The organism is Peribacillus sp. NPDC046944 (genome assembly GCF_050272735.1).
GTDB lineage: Bacteria > Bacillota > Bacilli > Bacillales > DSM-1321 > Peribacillus.
The window spans coordinates 22,032-38,957 of sequence record NZ_JBNNML010000001.1 but is presented as its reverse complement, the minus strand read 5'-3'; the positions used below and the strand labels follow the sequence as shown (position 1 = coordinate 38,957).

The following is a 16,926-nucleotide window of genomic DNA, read 5'->3' as shown; positions in this document are numbered from 1 at the left end:
AACAGCCATATTTGTTATTTGTTCAAAATACTGTGCTTTTTACCGTAAGTAAAGTAAATGATTATACCGATGATCATCCAAATAAGGCACGCAATCCAGGTGTGTGCGGATAGTTGGGTCATCAGGAATATGCATAAAATAAATGAAATGACTGGAATGGCTGGGAAGAAAGGTACCTTAAATCCATCATTCGGAATGTCTTTGTTTTTGCGTAAGTAAATGACGCCGATTGATACAACAGTGAAGGCTAAAAGAGTACCCATGTTTACAAGCTCTGTTAACTTATCCAATGGGACGAAGCCTGCGCATAAGGCAATGAGAGTCGCAAAAATCCATGTGTTTTTTACTGGTGTTTTACGTTTCGGATGAACTTCGCATAATAATTTTGGTAGTAAGCCGTCACGACCGAATGCGAATACTAGGCGAGTACCACCGTAAAGCATAACAAGGATTACGGTCATCATCCCAACGACGGCACCTATGGAGATAATACCGGCCACCCAATCTTGGTTAACCACTTTCATGGCAAAGCTTACAGGGTCACTTACATTTAACTGTGTGTAAGAAACCATACCCGTCAATACAAGGGATACAGCAACATACAATAAGGTACAGATAAAGAGCGAACCAATAATACCGATTGGCATGTTACGCTGTGGATTTTTAACTTCTTCGGCTGCAGATGATACTGCATCGAAGCCAAGATAGGCGAAAAATACTAAGGCCGCGGCACTTAGAACCCCGCTTGTACCAAATGGGGTGAATGGCTTCCAGTTTGTCGGTTCAACGTAGAATGCGCCGACTATAATAAATAGTAAAATAACGGCCACTTTTACACATACCATAATCGTATTGAATTTTGTCGATTCTTTAATGCCTAATGTCAACAAGGCGGCAATAAGGAAAATGATCAATATAGCTGGCAGGTTAATGTATGTGCCGTTGGCCGGATCAAATGAACCGGATATTTCGTGAGGAAGCAAAATATTAAACCCGGCAAGTAGCGAGCTAAAATAGGATGACCAGCCTGTAGCAACGGCAGCAACAGCTAAGCCGTATTCAAGTAATAGGGACCAGCCGACTAGCCAAGCAATGATCTCCCCAAAGACAATGTAGGAGTATGTGTAAGCACTCCCTGTAACTGGAACGGATGAAGAAAATTCAGAGTAGCACATTGCGGCAAATGCACAAACAAAGGCGGCAATGATAAAAGAGAACACAATCCCAGGTCCTGCATGCTGGGCTGCAACGGTACCTGGAAGGATGAAAATTCCTGTACCCACAATGGCACCGACACCGAGTAGGATTAAATCAAACGCTCCTAGTGTCTTTTGTAATTGTACTTTTCCATGATTTTGTAAAAGTTGATTCACGGATTTTTTTCGAAATAAGTTCGTTTTCATTTTAAACACTCAATTCTTTTTTTGAATATCATAAAGATTCTAAACATTAACGGATTAAATGTCAAATAGATTTGTCGATATAGTGCATTTTTTGTCGAATTATGTGTACGTTTTTTAAATCTTCAAAGCCTCACATGGATAGTATTCCATATTTCGGATCAATTAAGCGAGCCATATGAAATGAGCTTTATTTCTTAAATAAACTCTTAAACCGTATAAAAAAGGATTAGAAGGGTGAGTTCTAATCCTTTTTATATTTCGTTGCACGTTATTTCATTTGATCTAATATTTGATGGTAAGCAAAGGCCTCTTTAACCATCCCTTTGTTTTGATACATTTTGGACAGCTGCGATACGGGAGCGGGGTCATCCGGGTACAATTCCATCTCCCATGAGAAACATTCGATGGCTTCATCGTATTGCTTAAACTCTGCATAATATTGTCCGAGTTCCATCATTTGATCGGGATCATCCAGCAAGGTCATCATTTTGTTTATTTTCCGGAACACCGGAGAATGGGGAGCTGATTTTTGGATGGGCAGCAGCTTTTCATGTACCTCTTTAAGATCATAGGTCTCAAGCAATTTACCAATAAGTTGTAGTAACCTTTGTTCGGATTGTTTCTCGCCATCTTCTAGGACGAGCTGTTGAATCATAACCATGAAGGTATCTATATGGGTGGCAATAAACGTCGGATCTAAATGTTCCCATAATGTATGCAAGATCTCCTCATAGGTATCCGGTAGGGCATTAAGGAAATTCATTAAATAGAGAGCGGCTGTTTCATAGTGTTCCTCCTGAAGCATCTCTTCAATCATGGATTTGGTTTGTGGTAGCACCTGAAATGGGTTGATGTGTAAATAGTCTAAGGTTACGATCCACTTTTCCATGGATACGAATTGCAAGGCCATCGTGGTATACGCTTCAATGGAAGTCACCTTCGAATACTTTTCGACTTTCTCCATCCAGAGTAAGAGAAGGGTCAAGAAAGAGTCCTGTTTCCTCAATAAACCTTCTAGCATTTTTCCTTCATCAGGTTGTAAGCGATATTTGAAGCAATGCCATTCAACAAAAAGCGAATCTTTCTCCTGGATGGTAGATAGTGACGAGGATGTGTAAAATTCCATATAGGAATGGAACTCCAATGAGTTTTTAATCTCTCTCGCAGAATTCAGGTCGGGAGCGAAGTTTGCCAAGATCTTAATGATTTGAAAGGCCTGCATGAAGTTGCCGTTTCTTCTATAGTGGTAAAAGATTTTGTATATGACATTGCTCAGTTGTTTCTTTGTGAAAAATGAGTCGAGCGTCGTAGCGATGTAGGCTACTTCCTGGAGGGAATATTGATTTTGAAGTTGGGAGAAAAGCTTATTCTTATTTGGAATAGTGGCGGTTTGGCTGGGGATTATTGCGGAGAGGAACGGATGGTCTGAGTGTAAGACGATACCCATTTTCCGTATTTTATCGATAAATGAATGTTTCTCTATCTTTTCTACCTTTTCACCATATACAAGATTATTCTTATAGTAAATGAGATAATAATTTTCATTTAATGATGATTCTACTTCAATCATCGTACATCGTGAGAATACGACGACTTGCATCACTTTCCCTTGTGAGAGTTTCTTTTTTTCTTTGATGGAAATTTCAACTGGCATAATAAGTTCATTATTCATATGTAACACAGCCCCTTTTGATCGTATGCGAATTCATGTGATTTTTATTATCCATTATAACATAGCATTTACTGGATTTTCTTTTAGAAAAGCCACTACGATTGAACTTTGTGATGTTATCAATAGTATGAAACTACTTTTCCCTTTTGAGAAAACTTTAGGGTTGCTGGTGAAAAAATGCGTAAATGGTATACTTGATGGGTGAGTTTTTAGCACCTGAAAGGAAGTAACGATAATAATGAAGTACTTCAAGACGCAAATGAAACAGTTAATGAAAGAACACTCGGAACTACAAACGCAATTGAAAGTGTTGATGAAAGAACACAATCTAGAGAAGAATTTTGCCCTTAAGGCTTTATATCATGCAGAGGTTGCTGATGGCGGAAAGTACCAGAAGGCCTATCAAGCCCTTGATTCTCCTAGGGACTGATATTCAATGAAATTGAGAAAAGTGTGAGATTTAGCATAGTTATAGAATATCTCCCGTACTAATAAACGACTTATGTATCGTTTGTTTTCTTATAGGGAGTTTTTTTATGCCCATAAAGCGGGGACATATTTGTTCTGCTGGGGAACTCCTATCTAAGATAAAGGGTTAAACCCATCCATAAATTGATTGGGAGGTGAATATAATAAACGACTTGGAGGTGAAAGGGAGGCTCAGGCATGATTATATGGAGAGGACTAGGTTTTTTAGTTTTTGTCATTATGGTGCCATTGGTGTTCTTATTCGGTTGGATCTTGGAGATGACGGTTGACCGGTCGCTGCCCGAAGATACTTCATTAATAATCGGTTTGTTTGTGGCCGGGATCATTGTCTGGTTTCTGGGTAGAAAACTAAATGGGGGTTCTGAAAAGGTTCTTGTCGATCAAGAAACAGGTACTGCCTATAGAATGGGGACCCGCCATAGTCTATTCTTCATTCCGATGCAATTTTGGGGACCGATCTTTATAACGATCGGAGTGATTCTTACCATTAAACTATTCATCTGATCAATCATCATCGAGCCTATGGTATAAAGCAGTACAGTTGACACTGTGCTGCTTTTTTTACGGAAGGGATGACGAACCAGCTCCCTGTTCCATATGGAAAAGTACCTATTCTGAAAGATAATGCATAATTATTCAGTCAATGATATAATGTGTAAGATTTTGTGAATTTTAGTTGATAAAGGAGTAGGGAAACGCATGAAGAAGATTTTATACACGGCACTATTGACCATGCTGGCCATCGTTTTGGGGGCATGTACCGGTAATCAAACAAATACCATCTCGGTGGCGGATTTGACGGATAGGGAAGAGGATATTCTTTCCCTGACCACGAGTGACGCATTCTTATTCGATTTCAATATCGATGATACATATCAAGAAGTTTCTTTTTGGATTGAAAAATATGAATCTGGTAAATTGGTTGGTAAAAAGATCAATGATGCTACTGCTCCGGTTTACGGAAATGGTTCATTGATGTTCGCCAGAACCCAAAATCCGGACAATGAGAACCAGTTTACCTTCATGACTGGAATAAAAACGGAGGGTGATGATGAAAGTGATCATTCGAGTTTTAGCAGTTTAGTGACAGAGCAGAGGGATCTTGAAAAGGCTTCGATTACAACGGAAAAAATATCAGAAACCCTTCCCATAAAGGATGAAATGGTGCTAGCGAGTATTTGTTATACACTTGATGAGGAAGGTGCAACTTCCCTATCCAGTGATTTTTATGAAGATCCAAAAAGCAATATGGATGAGTTAAAGGATTTCGATGTGGTGTATTTACTTAAAGGTGAATTTAAATAAGGCCAAAATGCCAAAGAAGGGAACCATATGTGCATGGTTCCCTTCTCCAATGCCTATTGCCTGGAAGATGCTGTTATATTAGAATGAGCAATGTTGAATGGAGGAATGAAAATAATGTCCGATTTACCTAATTGTCCAACCTGTCATTCAGAATATACATATGAAGATGGAAGCCTCTATGTTTGCCCGGTGTGTGCACATGAGTGGTCCATAGAATCAGAAACGGAAGAGATCAAGACCATTAAAGATGCCAACGGCAATGTCTTGAACGATGGTGACTCCGTAACGGTCATCAAGGACCTTAAAGTCAAGGGAAGTTCATCCGTCTTGAAAATGGGGACAAAAGTGAAAAGTATCCGATTGGTGGAAGGCGATCATGACATCGATTGCAAAATAGATGGTTTTGGTGCGATGAAGTTAAAATCCCAATTTGTAAAAAAGGTCTAACACAGGTTCACATACGTCTTTTTTCTAAGGTTGCCCAAAAGATAAAGCAGCATCACAAAGGTGATGAGCCCCTTGATGGGAGAAGTATGTGAACTATTAAAAAGGTGGTTTCTTATATGAGTAAAATGCCCGTCATCATCGATACAGATCCTGGAATTGATGATGCCATGATGCTGACACTTGCCTTTGCACGTGAGGCGATAGACGTACGTTTAGTCACAACCTGTTCAGGGAATATTTCTCAGGATAAAACGAATTACAATGCACGGACCTTCCTCAGCTACATTGGTGCGGACGTGGAAATAGCCAGGGGACTGGAGCACCCGATATTCCGTGAGCTAGAAGTAGCTGAGGATGTTCATGGTGAAAGTGGTTTTGCGAATGTTGTGTTTCCGGAGCCGACATTGCCGGTCAGTGAGCGTCCAGCCATATTCGCGATGCTAAAGACCATTATGGCGAGTGAGGAAAAAGTGACAATCGTTGCTACAGGCCCGTTGACGAATGTGGCAGCCCTTTTGTTGGCACATCCTGAAGTAAAACAGAAAATCAAGTGTGTTTCCTGGATGGGAGGTGCGGCAGTTGGCGGCAATATGTCACCGACCGCTGAGTTCAATGCGTATGTCGACCCGCATGCTGCCGAAATTGTTCTCCGTTCAGGTGTCCCTATCGTAATGAGCGGATTGGATGTAACGCATAAAGCCTATGTAACGTTGGAAGAAGCCCATCTCATTTTGGATATGGGGACGGACTTTTCGGAAAAAGTGTACCAAATGCTAACATTCTACCTGAATGTTGCGGAACAAACGCCATTTAACGAAGACCATTTTGCAGAAGTGTTACGTTTTCACGACCTTTGTGCCATGATGTATGTAATAAAGCCAGAGCTTTTCATGGGACAGGACTATTATGTGCAAGTTGAATTGGAAGGGCGTTTAACGGCAGGGACAACCGTCGTGGATTATGCAAGGCGCAGTGGAAAAACGCCAAATGTCCATGTGCTGCACGGTGTCGACCGGGAAGGCTTTGTCTCCGAATTCATGAATGCCGTAGAGTTTGTTGGAGAAAGAATAAGAGTGAACTAATAAGGAAAACCGCACCGGATGATAAGGGGCGGTTTTTTTATGTGATGGCCTGGATGTTTTTAGGATACAATCGGGGTTACCCGAATTGGAGTTTCATGCTTTTTATTTGTTCAATATGCCGTTGCTCATGTAAGGATAATAATTCGATCCATTGATCTAAAGAAAGATGGCCGAATAGTGGATGCTTTGCTTTTTTTCTCCGAAAAATGCTCCGATCTTCCTGTTCAAAAATTACATTCAATAAATGATTCCTTGATTCAAACAGCCGATCCAGTAACTTTGGTAACTCCATACGCTCTTGAGAAGGTACCACCATCTTAGGGGCTTTGAATTTTTTTGTCAGATCCGAAGTTAAGTAGATGTCTTTTTGGATGATCTGTTTATAGTCCCGGTCTTTTAAACCACGGACAATGGCCTCGGTAAAAACAGTTTCAGAAAGGAATAGATGATGACAAATTTGGGCGATACTCCAGCTTTCAGGTGAAGCCTTGTAATCCATCATGGGACTGTTCAATCCTGAAATTTCCTCGATTAATTGATTCCTTGTTTCAAATAATAGACTAATCTCTAGAAAACCCATGAGAACCTCCTGTGTTCAGATGATGTAAGGAAAGTAAATGGAATGTAAGCGTTACCTTCATTGTACAACAGGGTGGGAATCTAGTGTTGAAAGAAATGAATAATGGATGAAATGCCTTTGGCTTTTTCTCCAGGATGATAAAAGGCTTGCTGCCTTAGATGTGCCAGCAAGCCTTTTATTTGAGAATATTAGGTGGGCTATCCAAATCGTCAACTGGGTATCGAGTGTATGAACGATTGGGGTGTGGAGTCCGTCCTTTGTTCTTTTCTTGGCCATTCTTCGGTGAACTCTACTTGGTCATAGTCAAAGAATGTTGTGAGGATGTCTGTTCGATTGTCGGTGAAGAGCTGTTCAGCTACCGCCGCTACGAGTTTTGGTATGCTGAACTTCAATCCCGAAAGTGCTGAAGCTGAAATGCCGCAACTGATCAAGGCGGAATAGTTAAAGGCGAAAATTCCGTGCAGTCGCCCTTTTCCTTTATCATCACGGCTTTGGAAAGCAAAGCCGGGGCTTAAGTAAGGATGTGCATCAATCGTAGGATTAGCCAGATTTTCCGGGGCGTGATAGCGGTCGCTCCAGCGGACAATGTGCTTTTCCACAAGCCGTAATTCAGGCCGTAAAGAAGGATCTGTGACAAGGCCGGTACTGATGATCAAAAAATCAAAAGTGAATGTTCCCTTAGGCGTTGTCACGACAGCTTGATCATTTACGTTCTTTACTTGAAGCCATGGGGAGCCCAGGTGCATGTCGAATCCGGGCCATGAGGAGGCACGTTGAAACATATCTGTGGTCGGTGGTTGATTATGCTTAAAGAAATGGCTCATCACGGCATACTTATCAGCATCCGGTAGGGTATGGAAACGCTCGATTATGCCGGAAGCCTCCATATGCCGGATCGGATTGATGCGGGGAATCTCTTTGCGCCTGATGAAGACATGGGCTTTTGCGACGTCTTCAGAGAGGGCGAAATGGGCATTATCAAAAGCAGAGGCTCCGCCGCCCAAAATAGCGACCCTTTTCCCTTTGAGGGTGGAAAAGTCAATCGGTTCCGAGGTATGTGCATAGAGGTGGCGAGGCAAGTTCTCTGTTATCATGGGTGGAATATGCCATTCGCCCCCACCTTGAATCCCGGTGGCTAAAATGACCTTGCGAGCAAGCAGTAGGGGCGTGTGGGCTCCTTGGCCTTCGATATGCAATTTATGGATTCCTTCTTCGGTAGGCTCGACCAGCTTTAATTTCACCTTATTGATGACAGGCAGGTTGAGGACTTCCCGATACCACTGAAGATAATTCATCCATTCCTGCCGGGGTATCTTATCCATCGCTTCCCAGCTTTCTTGACCGAATTGCGCTTCCCACCATGCGCGGAAAGTCAAGGAAGGGATGCCAAGATCGATGGTCGTCAAATGCTTGGGTGTCCGCAATGTCACCATGCGAGCATAGGTTCTCCAGGGCCCTTCCAACCCTTCGCCATTTTCATCGATGACAAGGATGTTGGATATTTTCTCACGGAAAAGTCCAAAAGCCGTACCTAACCCACTTTGTCCGCCCCCGACAATGATTGCATCATAGATATGTCCTGCCGGTTGCTTGGATGGATCCACCCGATCGTTGCTACCGATCGAAAGGTAGGACAAATCAGTTCTAACTTGTTTGGTTAATGTTTCTATGCTCATGATCAATTCATTCCTTTCATGGACGATTTTTATCAATATATGTTTTGTTAAGTAACTTTTCATGTAAGTTTATATAACATACTATTAGATTATCATGGATTCACCGGAAATTCTTTAGATGAATTGTCTGAAATTTCTTTTTATTATTGGTCACAATCACTAATCGAATAAGTGGTTAGTGTAAAATGGGTTTTTTTTACATGCGTTTCATTAAAAAAGTCCATACTACTACATAGTCGGATGGCTGTTACGTTAGGAATGATAGTTTAATTTCGGGTAACGATAAAAAAGGAGAAGAGCTAATGGCTTTACTTGCTTTGCAAGAGATAGCGGTAGCATATAACAAACAAAGGGTTTTAAAAGATCTCACACTTAAAGTTGAAGAAGGACAGCTGGTTTCCCTACTGGGTCCAAGTGGATGTGGGAAGACAACGACATTGCGTTTAATTGCGGGGCTTGTACAAGCTAGTGAAGGGAAGATTCTATATAACGAGAAAGATTATACGAAAGTCCCTGTTACGAAGCGGAATGTTGGCTTTGTGTTTCAGAACTATGTCTTATTTCCGCATATGACGATCTTTCATAATATTGCATTCGGACTGAGGCTTAGGAAATGTTCCAAGATGGAGATAGAAAAACGTGTCATGGATGTGCTGGAAATCGTAAATATGTCAGGGTTTGAAATGAGGTATTCGCATGAGCTTTCCGGTGGACAAAAGCAACGCATTGCGATTGCAAGGGCCATCGTCATCGAACCGGATATCCTTTTATTTGACGAACCATTGAGTAACCTCGATGCAAACTTACGGGTGAACATGAGGACGGAAATACGGCGGATTCAACAAAAGTTAGGGATTACCACGGTGTACGTATCTCATGATCAGGAAGAATGTTTAGCGATATCCGATCAGGTGGCGATCATGAATCAAGGTGCCATCGAGCAGTTTAATAGTCCGGCGGCGATTTACAATTATCCTCGAACCAAATTTGTCGCAGACTTTATCGGGTATAAGAATTTCATTTCCTTCGATGAGCGGCATGATGACGGAGACCATATCGTACTGATTAAATCAGGGTACGTATTTGTTCTCCAAAAGGATGCGCATATGTCTAACTTGACTGGGAAAACAAGTACAATCAGGCCGGATGCTTTAATGGTGCAAGCAAAAAGTCCTTCGGGAAATCTGCAACATAATTGTTTACCGGGAAGAATTAAGGTTCGTACATATCTAGGAAGAAGTTATCAATATAGTGTGGGGACACCATTCGGGGATTTTATCGTGAATGGGGAGATGACAGAACCATATCATGTAGGTCAAGAAATCGTTCTGGTCTTTCCGAAAAACCAGATGGTGCTGGTTGATTAGAGTGGGAGGGTGTCGTGAGGCAGAGACGTTGGTGAGTCAACGTTTCTGTCTTTTTCATTTTCTTATATAAAAGTGTTTAACATTTGTACAGCTAATGATAGTCCGGGTATTCGATGGGAAAAGGGATGAAAAAGCTAATTTCATAGAAAAATAATCTTGAAAAGTGCCTTTATACCAGCCTCCCAAAGCGTTTTTTATCCAGATGACCTTCTCGGTTAAATAAAAATTGTAGTATTTGATATATAACCGTTGTATAATGTTTGTATAACATTTGTGCAGAGTGGAGGTATCCGAATGAAAAAGCGTATGGCGATTGTGGGGGCAGGTCCAGGAGGGCTTGCTGCAGCCATGATTCTAGCAAGTAAAGGTTATCAGGTTAACGTATATGAAAAGCAATCCTATATCGGTGGTCGAAATGCCGAAGTGAGGTTGGGAGATTATAAGTTTGATATGGGACCGACATTTTTATCGATGGTTCATATCGTCGAAGAATTATTTACGGCCGCTGGGAGGAATTTGCATGCCTATTTGAACGCAGTGGAACTCAATCCAATGTATGAACTGATTTTTGAGAATCGGAAACTGCTCATGACCCGTGATACAGAGCAGATGAAACGGCAAATCGAGTCGGTGTATCCAGGCAATGGCGAGGGATATGAAAGGTTCTTGAAGGAAACGGCAAAGAAAATGGAGGCCCTCTCACCCATTTTGCAATCCAAGATGGATCGGTTCATGCACTATTTTCAGCCGAAAGTTCTTCGTGCGCTTCCTGAACTTGAATTGAATAAGACGTTATATGATGTCTTGTCCCGTTATTTTACCGTGGATGAATTGAAGCTCGCGTTCACGTTTCAGTCTAAATATTTAGGCATGTCACCGTGGGAATGTCCAGGTGCCTTTTCAATCCTTTCTTATATGGAACATGCTTATGGTGTCTTCCATCCGATTGGCGGCGTGAACGAGTTATCTAAATCGATGGCGAAGGTCGTTCGTGAGCATGGTGGGAAAATCCATACGAATAGCGGGGTGAAAAGCCTTTGGATTGAGGGGAAAACGGTGAAAGGCGTTGACCTTGAAAACGGAGAAAGGGTGGAGGCGGATGAAGTCATCATCAATGGTGATTTTGCCCACGTCATGACCCACTTGGTCAGTAAAGGCCAGTTAAAGAAATATACACCTGAAAAGTTGGCGAAGAAGAAATATTCTTGTTCCACATTCATGTTATATCTAGGGTTGAATAAGAAGTTCGACTTGCCGCATCATACCATCGTTTTCTCGAAAGATTATCAAAAGAATGTGGAGGAAATAACGAACTTGAAGATCCTTTCTGAAGATTCTTCGATCTATATTCAAAATGCGAGTGTCACCGATCCAACGTTAGCTCCCGAAGGAAAGTCCACCCTGTATATCTTGGCACCTGTACCGAATAATTTTAGCGGGATTGACTGGGAAGAAGAGCAAGAAGCATTCCGGGCACTCATTTTAAAGACGGTCGAAGAGAAGACGGGATTCAAAAACCTGGAGCAGTATATTGAAGTTGAAAAAATGATCACGCCCCGTAATTGGGAAGAAGACAAATTGGTCTATAAAGGGGCGACCTTCAACCTTGGGCATCAGCTTTCACAAATGATGGTATTTAGACCGCATAACCAATTCGAAGAGCTCAAGCATTGCTGGCTCGTTGGTGGTGGAACGCATCCTGGAAGCGGGCTTCCGACCATCCTGGAATCTGCACGCATTACGGCGAATGGCATATTGGAACAGGATAAGCGGGACATCATTCCTGTATCACCGCTTCCCGTCGTGGAGGGATTTTGATGAAGACAGCGATTATTGGTGGCGGTGTCGGAGGGTTGATGGGTGCCTTGTTTTTATCGAAGCAGGGGATCGATGTAACGATTTATGAAAAAGAGGCGCAGCTTGGAGGGAGGCTGAATTTTGTCGAAAGAGATGGTTTTCGGATTGACCAAGGTCCGACCATCGTCCTGTTACCTGAGATGTTTCAACAACTTTTAGATGAAGCGGGCATCGACCGGAAAATCTATGAACTCCTCCTATGTGATCCCCTCTATTCAATCCAATTTCCCGATGGAGTGTCATTCACGAAATATCCGGACTTTGAGCGGCAAGTGGAGGAATTCAGAAGGGTCTTTCCTTCAGAAGTAGAGGGTTTCAAGCGTTTTATGAAAGAGGGAAGCTATCGACTTGAGCTGGGGAAAAAATCATTCTTGGAAGAATCCTTTGTGAATCCCAAAGATTTTTGGACACCAAGCAAGCTCAAAACATTGATGAAGCTAAAACCCTATCAATCGGTACAGAAATTGATGTCTCAATACTTTAAAGATGAAAGGCTACAATCGGTCTATGCACTTCAATCTTTATATGTTGGCGGTAATCCCTTTCAAGTTCCCGCGATGTACTCGTTAGTTTCATTCGCTGAGCATGAGCAGGGAGTCCACTATCTAAAAGGTGGGTACGCAAGCCTCATCCCCGTCCTTGAAAACGAACTGAAACGACGCAATGTGACAATACACCTGAATAGCAGGGTGGAGAATATCCCTACGGAACACCAGAAAGTAACCGGGGTTGAGACGAAGGGTGGATTCATCCCTTATGATTCTGTCGTGTTTAACGGGGATTTCCCAAATATCAAGCATGTATTGGGACGAAAAGAGGAAAGGACATTCACCCCATCTTCAGGCTGCCTTCTCCTGTATTTCGGTTTAAATCGCATATACAAAGAAGCAAATGTGCATCAGTATTTCATGGGGGATAATTTTTCTGAGCATATGAAAGATGTATTCGACAGGAAAAAGCTTCCGGTGAACCCTTCCATATATGCCTTTCATCCATCCATCATCGATGATAGCCTGGCCCCGGCCGGTAAAGGTGTGATGTACACGCTGGTTCCAGTACCGTCCGAGTCGGATATTGATTGGTCCAACGAAACGGAATGGATAAATGGAATAATCAACCGTATGGAGAAATCATCTTTCCCAGGATTGCGCGAAGCCATTGAATGGATGGAAATACGGACACCGACGGATGCCGAGAAATCTGGCTTGTATCGAGGCGGAAGCTTCGGTGTCGCACCAACCTTATTGCAATCTGGCGTTTTCCGGCCGCAGGTGAAACCGTATCCTATTGATAATCTGTACGCAGTGGGAGCATCGGTTCATCCAGGCGGCGGCATTCCGCTTGTTATGCAAGGAGCAAAATTACTTGCGGATCAAATCCAGCGTGATCAAGCCCTGAAAGGAGTGAGTGTCCATGTATGATGTGAAAGAGGCGTACCGGAATTGCGAAAAGGTGATTGCCCACCATTCCAAAACCTTTTATAAAGCCTTTTCCATTCTGCCGAGGGATGAGCGACAAGCGGTATACGCCGTTTATGCTTTCTGCCGGACGGTCGATGACATTGTCGATGAGGGGGAGAACCCTGCAACTGAACTTGCCGTTTTCACGAGTGAGTTCGAGCATTTCCTAAGTGGAATATACGATGCATCCAACCCCATGTGGGTGGCTCTTCATGATGTGTTTCGACGCTATGAGATGGATGAACAGCATTTCCGTGAAATGATCAAAGGCCAGGAAATGGATATCACGATCAATCGCTATGAGACGGTGAATCAACTCTTGAACTATTGTTATCATGTAGCGAGTACAGTGGGTCTGATGCTCCTGCCGATCCTTGCACCGAAGAAAGTGGCTGCTTTAAAGGACGGCGCCATTGCATTGGGTTTGGCCATGCAGGTGACCAATATACTGCGTGACATAGGAGAGGATTTGGGTCGTGATCGAATTTATTTGCCTCATGATGTGATGAAGGCCCATGGTTTGACGGAAAAGTCGCTATGGTCTGGAAAGGTGGATGTCCCTTTTGTGGAAGTGTGGGAGCATCTAGCGAAAGAGGCTGAAGGGTTTTACCAAGAAGCTTTTCAAACCTTGAATGAATATCCAATCTATTCAAGGATACCAGTCAAAAGTGCCGCCTATTTATACCGTGAGATTTTAACGGCCGTCCGTTCGAAGAAGTATCATGTTTTTCATGAAAAGCATTTTGTGACCAATCAGATGAAGCAACGGATACTCGTCAATATGTAGAAAAACAGGTCACTTCCTGTGCGAAGTGACCTGTTTCAGTATGTAGACACACTCGGATAAAAATAGAGACTGTCTATATTATGGAGGGTGATTTTCGCTCCAGGCACTCGCTTTCCGCGGGCGGTCCGTGAGCCTCCTCGGCTTACGCCTGTGGGGTCTCCCGAAGACACTTTTCCCGCAGGAGTCTCGCACCTTCCGTTTCAATTGATTTTGTTATATTGTTCCATTTTTATGATAGAGCGGGCTACGTTTAGACCGCTAATCGTTACCATCGGTGAACCGCCGCCAGGGTGAGTGCTACCACCGACAAAGTACAGGTTTTTGATATCTTTACTGGTATTTTGTGGGCGCAGGAATGCGTCTTTTTTTCGGTTGGCAGAGACTCCGTATAAGGCCCCGCGATGGGCCCCGAATTGTGCGGCGATATCGGAAGGGGTTATGATTTTTTCTTCCACGATATGTTGAGTGAGATCGAGGCCATGGGAAGATAACGTTTCAAAGATCAATTTCTTATAGGCAACCGGTTCTATTTGCAATTTTCCATTCGGAGGCAGGGCGGGGGCATTAACCAGGATGAATAAGTTATCCCCTTTTGGCGAGCGGCCAGGATCCGTATGGGACGAATTGCAAATGTAGATGGTCGGCTTGGCACTGTATTTTTTGTTGACGAAGAGGTCATTGAACTCCTGTTGATAATCATCGGAAAAATAAACGGTATGATGCTTCAATTGGGTAAAACGTTTGTTGATCCCGGCCAGTATAACGAATGCCGAAATGGAGGGGTCGATTTTATCCACCTTATCGTTTTTAAAAGAAGGACGGTCCTTTTCAGCAACTAGTTCAGGATAGGCTTTCAATAAATCGGCGTTCATGATCACATGGTCAGCCATCACCTTTTCCCCGTTTTGTAACTCGACTCCGGTTGCTTTATTGTCGGCCACGAGCACCTTCTTTACTTGCGATTCACTATGAAGGCTGACACCCATCTTCTTGGCAAGCGAAGCAAAGGCTTCCGCGATTTTTACATTGCCCCCTTTTACATAGTACACCCCTTCGACCATTTCCAAATAGGCAATCATCGCAAACGTGGCGGGTGCTTGGAATGGGGAAGAGCCGATGTATGTGGCATATCGATTATAGGCTTCGATGATGCGAGGATTGGAAAAGTAAGAACGGAAAAAAGAATCCAATGTCTGCAAGGGGCGTACGCGCATCATCGCCGCCCCCAATGAAGGCGAAGCATAATCACGCCATGAACGAAACGTTCTGGGGAGGAAATATCGTTCCGAGAGCTTGAATAACCTGGTGATTTCCTTAATGAAAGAATCGTAATGGCGAGCCCCGGCAGGATCAACTTTCTGAAGTTGAGAAAGGACGGTTTGCTGATTGCTGGAAAAGTCGAAATGGGTTCCATCCGGAAAGATGTTGCGTGTATGATTCTCCAGTTTGATCATCTCGAAATAATCATCGGCCCGTTCTCCCGTTTGTTCGATCACCTGTTTAAACACCGAAGGCATCGTGATGGTATTGGGACCGAAATCAAACGAGTAATCACCAAGTTGAATTGGCATCATTTTCCCGCCGAAATGACGATTCTTTTCGTAGAGTTCGACGTGGAATCCTGCATGTGCTAGGGTGATGGCCGACGATAGACCGCCGAGACCGCCCCCGATGATGATCACTTTTTTCATGAATAGTGCCGTCCTTTCCATTCATAAGATTGTCTGGACCATGATTTCCACATGGATGCATGCATGATGCCGATGAATGAAGCCGCGGATAACGGCATCAAAAATGATAGATACCCTCCTTGGTTCGTCACACGGTCCACAATGTAACGCTGGCATGTAATGAGGAGATATGGAATGAAACAAACCGGCTGGAACTCGATAAGCCCGTATGCAAGCAAGAGAAGGGGGCCTATGTAAAAGAAACTATAAAAAACCGTCAATAATACGACCAGAGGAAAAGAACGGCCTAGGCCATTGTAAATGTTTTTTAAAAACCCATCCCATACTTCCTGGTTCGTCTCATACATCCGGCAGGACACTTCATCGGTGATGTTCGCAAGCATTACCTTAAATCCTTGCTCTTTCATCTTACGTGCAATATGGACATCCTCGACCAATGAGAATCGTACCGTCTCGTGGCCGCCCATCTTCATATAAGCCATTCGTTCAAATAGCATAAACCCTCCATGTGCAGCGGTCGTAGCTAGGATATTCGTCCGGTTGGCAAACATGATCGGCAAATGGAACAGGATGACAAAGTGTTGCATGGGGACAAGGAGCTTACTTAGAAAAGATGGGACTTCAAACGCGGAGAACCCAGTTAACAGGTGCGCCCGGCTTGTTTTCATTAGTGAGAGTGATTTTTCGAGACAATGGGGTTTCAAACGCACATCCGCATCGATAAAAAGGAAGTATGCCCCGTTCGCCTCTTGTTGCAGTTGATGACATGCATGGACCTTGCCTACCCATTGTTCAGGCAGCTTTTCCCCGGAAAGGATGCGAAACCGGCTGTCGCCTTCGGTTGCCTTTTCCAGGATGGAACAGGTTTGATCTGTGGACTGATCGTCCAACAAAATGAATTCAATGTTCGGATAGGTCAAAGCCTGTAAGCACCGGACCATGGATTCGGCATTCCGTTCTTCATTTCTCATGGGAACCATGATGGAAACGAGCGGTGTCTTGTCTAGGTTTGCATGTTTGGGCAGCCTAGGCAGGGATAGCGCATTCAGCATCGTCCAGATGATGAAAATCGTTAAGCAGATGATGAAAGAAAATAACATGTAGCACACT

Annotated in this window: 15 protein-coding genes; 9 read left to right on the top strand and 6 right to left on the bottom strand. The window is 43.2% G+C overall.

Annotated features, from left to right (window positions below; genetic code table 11):
- Positions 1-14: 14 nt before the first annotated feature.
- The gene (locus tag ACQKIC_RS00210; RefSeq protein ID WP_402874732.1) at positions 15-1,403 is read right to left on the bottom strand and encodes an amino acid permease; all 1,389 of its coding nucleotides are present in this window, start codon (positions 1,401-1,403) and stop codon (positions 15-17) included.
- A 268-nt stretch (positions 1,404-1,671) separates the two neighbouring features.
- Positions 1,672-3,075, bottom strand: a complete 1,404-nt coding sequence (locus tag ACQKIC_RS00205; RefSeq protein WP_427590673.1) for a tetratricopeptide repeat protein — start codon at positions 3,073-3,075, stop codon at positions 1,672-1,674.
- A gap of 238 nt (positions 3,076-3,313) precedes the next feature.
- On the opposite strand from ACQKIC_RS00205, the gene ACQKIC_RS00200 reads away from it, so the two are divergent.
- From ACQKIC_RS00200 to ACQKIC_RS00180, 5 genes are all read left to right on the top strand, one after another.
- Complete coding sequence (locus ACQKIC_RS00200) at positions 3,314-3,505, top strand: hypothetical protein (RefSeq protein WP_402874739.1); 192 nt, start codon at positions 3,314-3,316, stop codon at positions 3,503-3,505.
- 236 nt (positions 3,506-3,741) lie between these two features.
- Positions 3,742-4,068, top strand: coding sequence for a hypothetical protein (locus ACQKIC_RS00195; protein ID WP_427590672.1), 327 nt, complete (start codon positions 3,742-3,744; stop codon positions 4,066-4,068).
- 195 nt (positions 4,069-4,263) lie between these two features.
- Positions 4,264-4,869: a hypothetical protein gene (locus ACQKIC_RS00190; RefSeq protein WP_427590671.1), complete on the top strand. Its 606-nt coding sequence runs from the start codon at positions 4,264-4,266 to the stop codon at positions 4,867-4,869.
- A 114-nt stretch (positions 4,870-4,983) separates the two neighbouring features.
- Complete coding sequence (locus ACQKIC_RS00185; protein ID WP_402874746.1) at positions 4,984-5,316, top strand: zinc ribbon domain-containing protein YjdM; 333 nt, start codon at positions 4,984-4,986, stop codon at positions 5,314-5,316.
- Positions 5,317-5,432: 116 nt separating this feature from the next.
- The gene (locus tag ACQKIC_RS00180; protein ID WP_427590670.1) at positions 5,433-6,398 is read left to right on the top strand and encodes a nucleoside hydrolase; all 966 of its coding nucleotides are present in this window, start codon (positions 5,433-5,435) and stop codon (positions 6,396-6,398) included.
- 76 nt (positions 6,399-6,474) lie between these two features.
- Here ACQKIC_RS00180 and ACQKIC_RS00175 read toward each other — a convergent pair whose 3' ends face one another.
- Both ACQKIC_RS00175 and ACQKIC_RS00170 read right to left on the bottom strand, forming a co-directional pair.
- Positions 6,475-6,978 carry a DinB family protein gene (locus ACQKIC_RS00175; RefSeq protein ID WP_427590669.1) on the bottom strand — a complete coding sequence of 168 codons (504 nt, stop codon included), beginning with the start codon at positions 6,976-6,978 and terminating at the stop codon, positions 6,475-6,477.
- Between the two features lie 209 nt (positions 6,979-7,187).
- On the bottom strand, positions 7,188-8,654 hold the full coding sequence (locus ACQKIC_RS00170) for an NAD(P)-binding domain-containing protein (protein ID WP_427590668.1): 1,467 nt from the start codon (positions 8,652-8,654) through the stop codon (positions 7,188-7,190).
- Positions 8,655-8,956: 302 nt separating this feature from the next.
- On the opposite strand from ACQKIC_RS00170, the gene ACQKIC_RS00165 reads away from it, so the two are divergent.
- From ACQKIC_RS00165 to ACQKIC_RS00150, 4 genes are all read left to right on the top strand, one after another.
- On the top strand, positions 8,957-10,021 hold the full coding sequence (locus ACQKIC_RS00165; RefSeq protein ID WP_427590666.1) for an ABC transporter ATP-binding protein: 1,065 nt from the start codon (positions 8,957-8,959) through the stop codon (positions 10,019-10,021).
- Positions 10,022-10,315: 294 nt separating this feature from the next.
- A complete protein-coding gene (locus ACQKIC_RS00160; RefSeq protein WP_402957813.1) occupies positions 10,316-11,839 on the top strand; it encodes a phytoene desaturase family protein in 1,524 nt (507 codons plus the stop codon).
- On the top strand, positions 11,839-13,299 hold the full coding sequence (locus ACQKIC_RS00155) for a phytoene desaturase family protein (protein ID WP_427590665.1): 1,461 nt from the start codon (positions 11,839-11,841) through the stop codon (positions 13,297-13,299). Before ACQKIC_RS00160 ends, ACQKIC_RS00155 begins: the two co-directional genes overlap by 1 nt.
- The gene (locus tag ACQKIC_RS00150; RefSeq protein ID WP_427590664.1) at positions 13,292-14,125 is read left to right on the top strand and encodes a phytoene/squalene synthase family protein; all 834 of its coding nucleotides are present in this window, start codon (positions 13,292-13,294) and stop codon (positions 14,123-14,125) included. The genes ACQKIC_RS00155 and ACQKIC_RS00150 overlap by 8 nt, the downstream gene beginning before the upstream one ends.
- 200 nt (positions 14,126-14,325) lie before the next feature.
- Here the strand turns inward: ACQKIC_RS00150 and ACQKIC_RS00145 are convergent, their stop codons facing one another.
- Together ACQKIC_RS00145 and ACQKIC_RS00140 are read right to left on the bottom strand one after the other, a co-directional pair.
- Positions 14,326-15,816: a phytoene desaturase family protein gene (locus ACQKIC_RS00145; protein WP_427590662.1), complete on the bottom strand. Its 1,491-nt coding sequence runs from the start codon at positions 15,814-15,816 to the stop codon at positions 14,326-14,328.
- Positions 15,813-16,916: a glycosyltransferase gene (locus ACQKIC_RS00140; RefSeq protein WP_427590661.1), complete on the bottom strand. Its 1,104-nt coding sequence runs from the start codon at positions 16,914-16,916 to the stop codon at positions 15,813-15,815. Before ACQKIC_RS00140 ends, ACQKIC_RS00145 begins: the two co-directional genes overlap by 4 nt.
- Between the last annotated feature and the right edge of the window lie 10 nt (positions 16,917-16,926).

Excerpts from the sequence above, each read along its gene's own strand:
- ACQKIC_RS00200 (WP_402874739.1), top strand. The coding sequence starts at position 3,314 with ATGAAGTACTTCAAGACGCAAATGAAACAGTTAATGAAAGAACACTCG.
- ACQKIC_RS00145 (WP_427590662.1), bottom strand. The coding sequence starts at position 15,816 with ATGAAAAAAGTGATCATCATCGGGGGCGGTCTCGGCGGTCTATCGTCG.
- ACQKIC_RS00190 (WP_427590671.1), top strand. The coding sequence starts at position 4,264 with ATGAAGAAGATTTTATACACGGCACTATTGACCATGCTGGCCATCGTT.
- ACQKIC_RS00150 (WP_427590664.1), top strand. The coding sequence starts at position 13,292 with ATGTATGATGTGAAAGAGGCGTACCGGAATTGCGAAAAGGTGATTGCC.
- ACQKIC_RS00185 (WP_402874746.1), top strand. The coding sequence starts at position 4,984 with ATGTCCGATTTACCTAATTGTCCAACCTGTCATTCAGAATATACATAT.
- ACQKIC_RS00180 (WP_427590670.1), top strand. The coding sequence starts at position 5,433 with ATGAGTAAAATGCCCGTCATCATCGATACAGATCCTGGAATTGATGAT.
- ACQKIC_RS00210 (WP_402874732.1), bottom strand. The coding sequence starts at position 1,403 with ATGAAAACGAACTTATTTCGAAAAAAATCCGTGAATCAACTTTTACAA.
- ACQKIC_RS00205 (WP_427590673.1), bottom strand. The coding sequence starts at position 3,075 with ATGAATAATGAACTTATTATGCCAGTTGAAATTTCCATCAAAGAAAAA.
- ACQKIC_RS00165 (WP_427590666.1), top strand. The coding sequence starts at position 8,957 with ATGGCTTTACTTGCTTTGCAAGAGATAGCGGTAGCATATAACAAACAA.
- ACQKIC_RS00195 (WP_427590672.1), top strand. The coding sequence starts at position 3,742 with ATGATTATATGGAGAGGACTAGGTTTTTTAGTTTTTGTCATTATGGTG.
- ACQKIC_RS00170 (WP_427590668.1), bottom strand. The coding sequence starts at position 8,654 with ATGAGCATAGAAACATTAACCAAACAAGTTAGAACTGATTTGTCCTAC.
- ACQKIC_RS00160 (WP_402957813.1), top strand. The coding sequence starts at position 10,316 with ATGAAAAAGCGTATGGCGATTGTGGGGGCAGGTCCAGGAGGGCTTGCT.
- ACQKIC_RS00155 (WP_427590665.1), top strand. The coding sequence starts at position 11,839 with ATGAAGACAGCGATTATTGGTGGCGGTGTCGGAGGGTTGATGGGTGCC.
- ACQKIC_RS00175 (WP_427590669.1), bottom strand. The coding sequence starts at position 6,978 with ATGGGTTTTCTAGAGATTAGTCTATTATTTGAAACAAGGAATCAATTA.
- ACQKIC_RS00140 (WP_427590661.1), bottom strand. The coding sequence starts at position 16,916 with ATGTTATTTTCTTTCATCATCTGCTTAACGATTTTCATCATCTGGACG.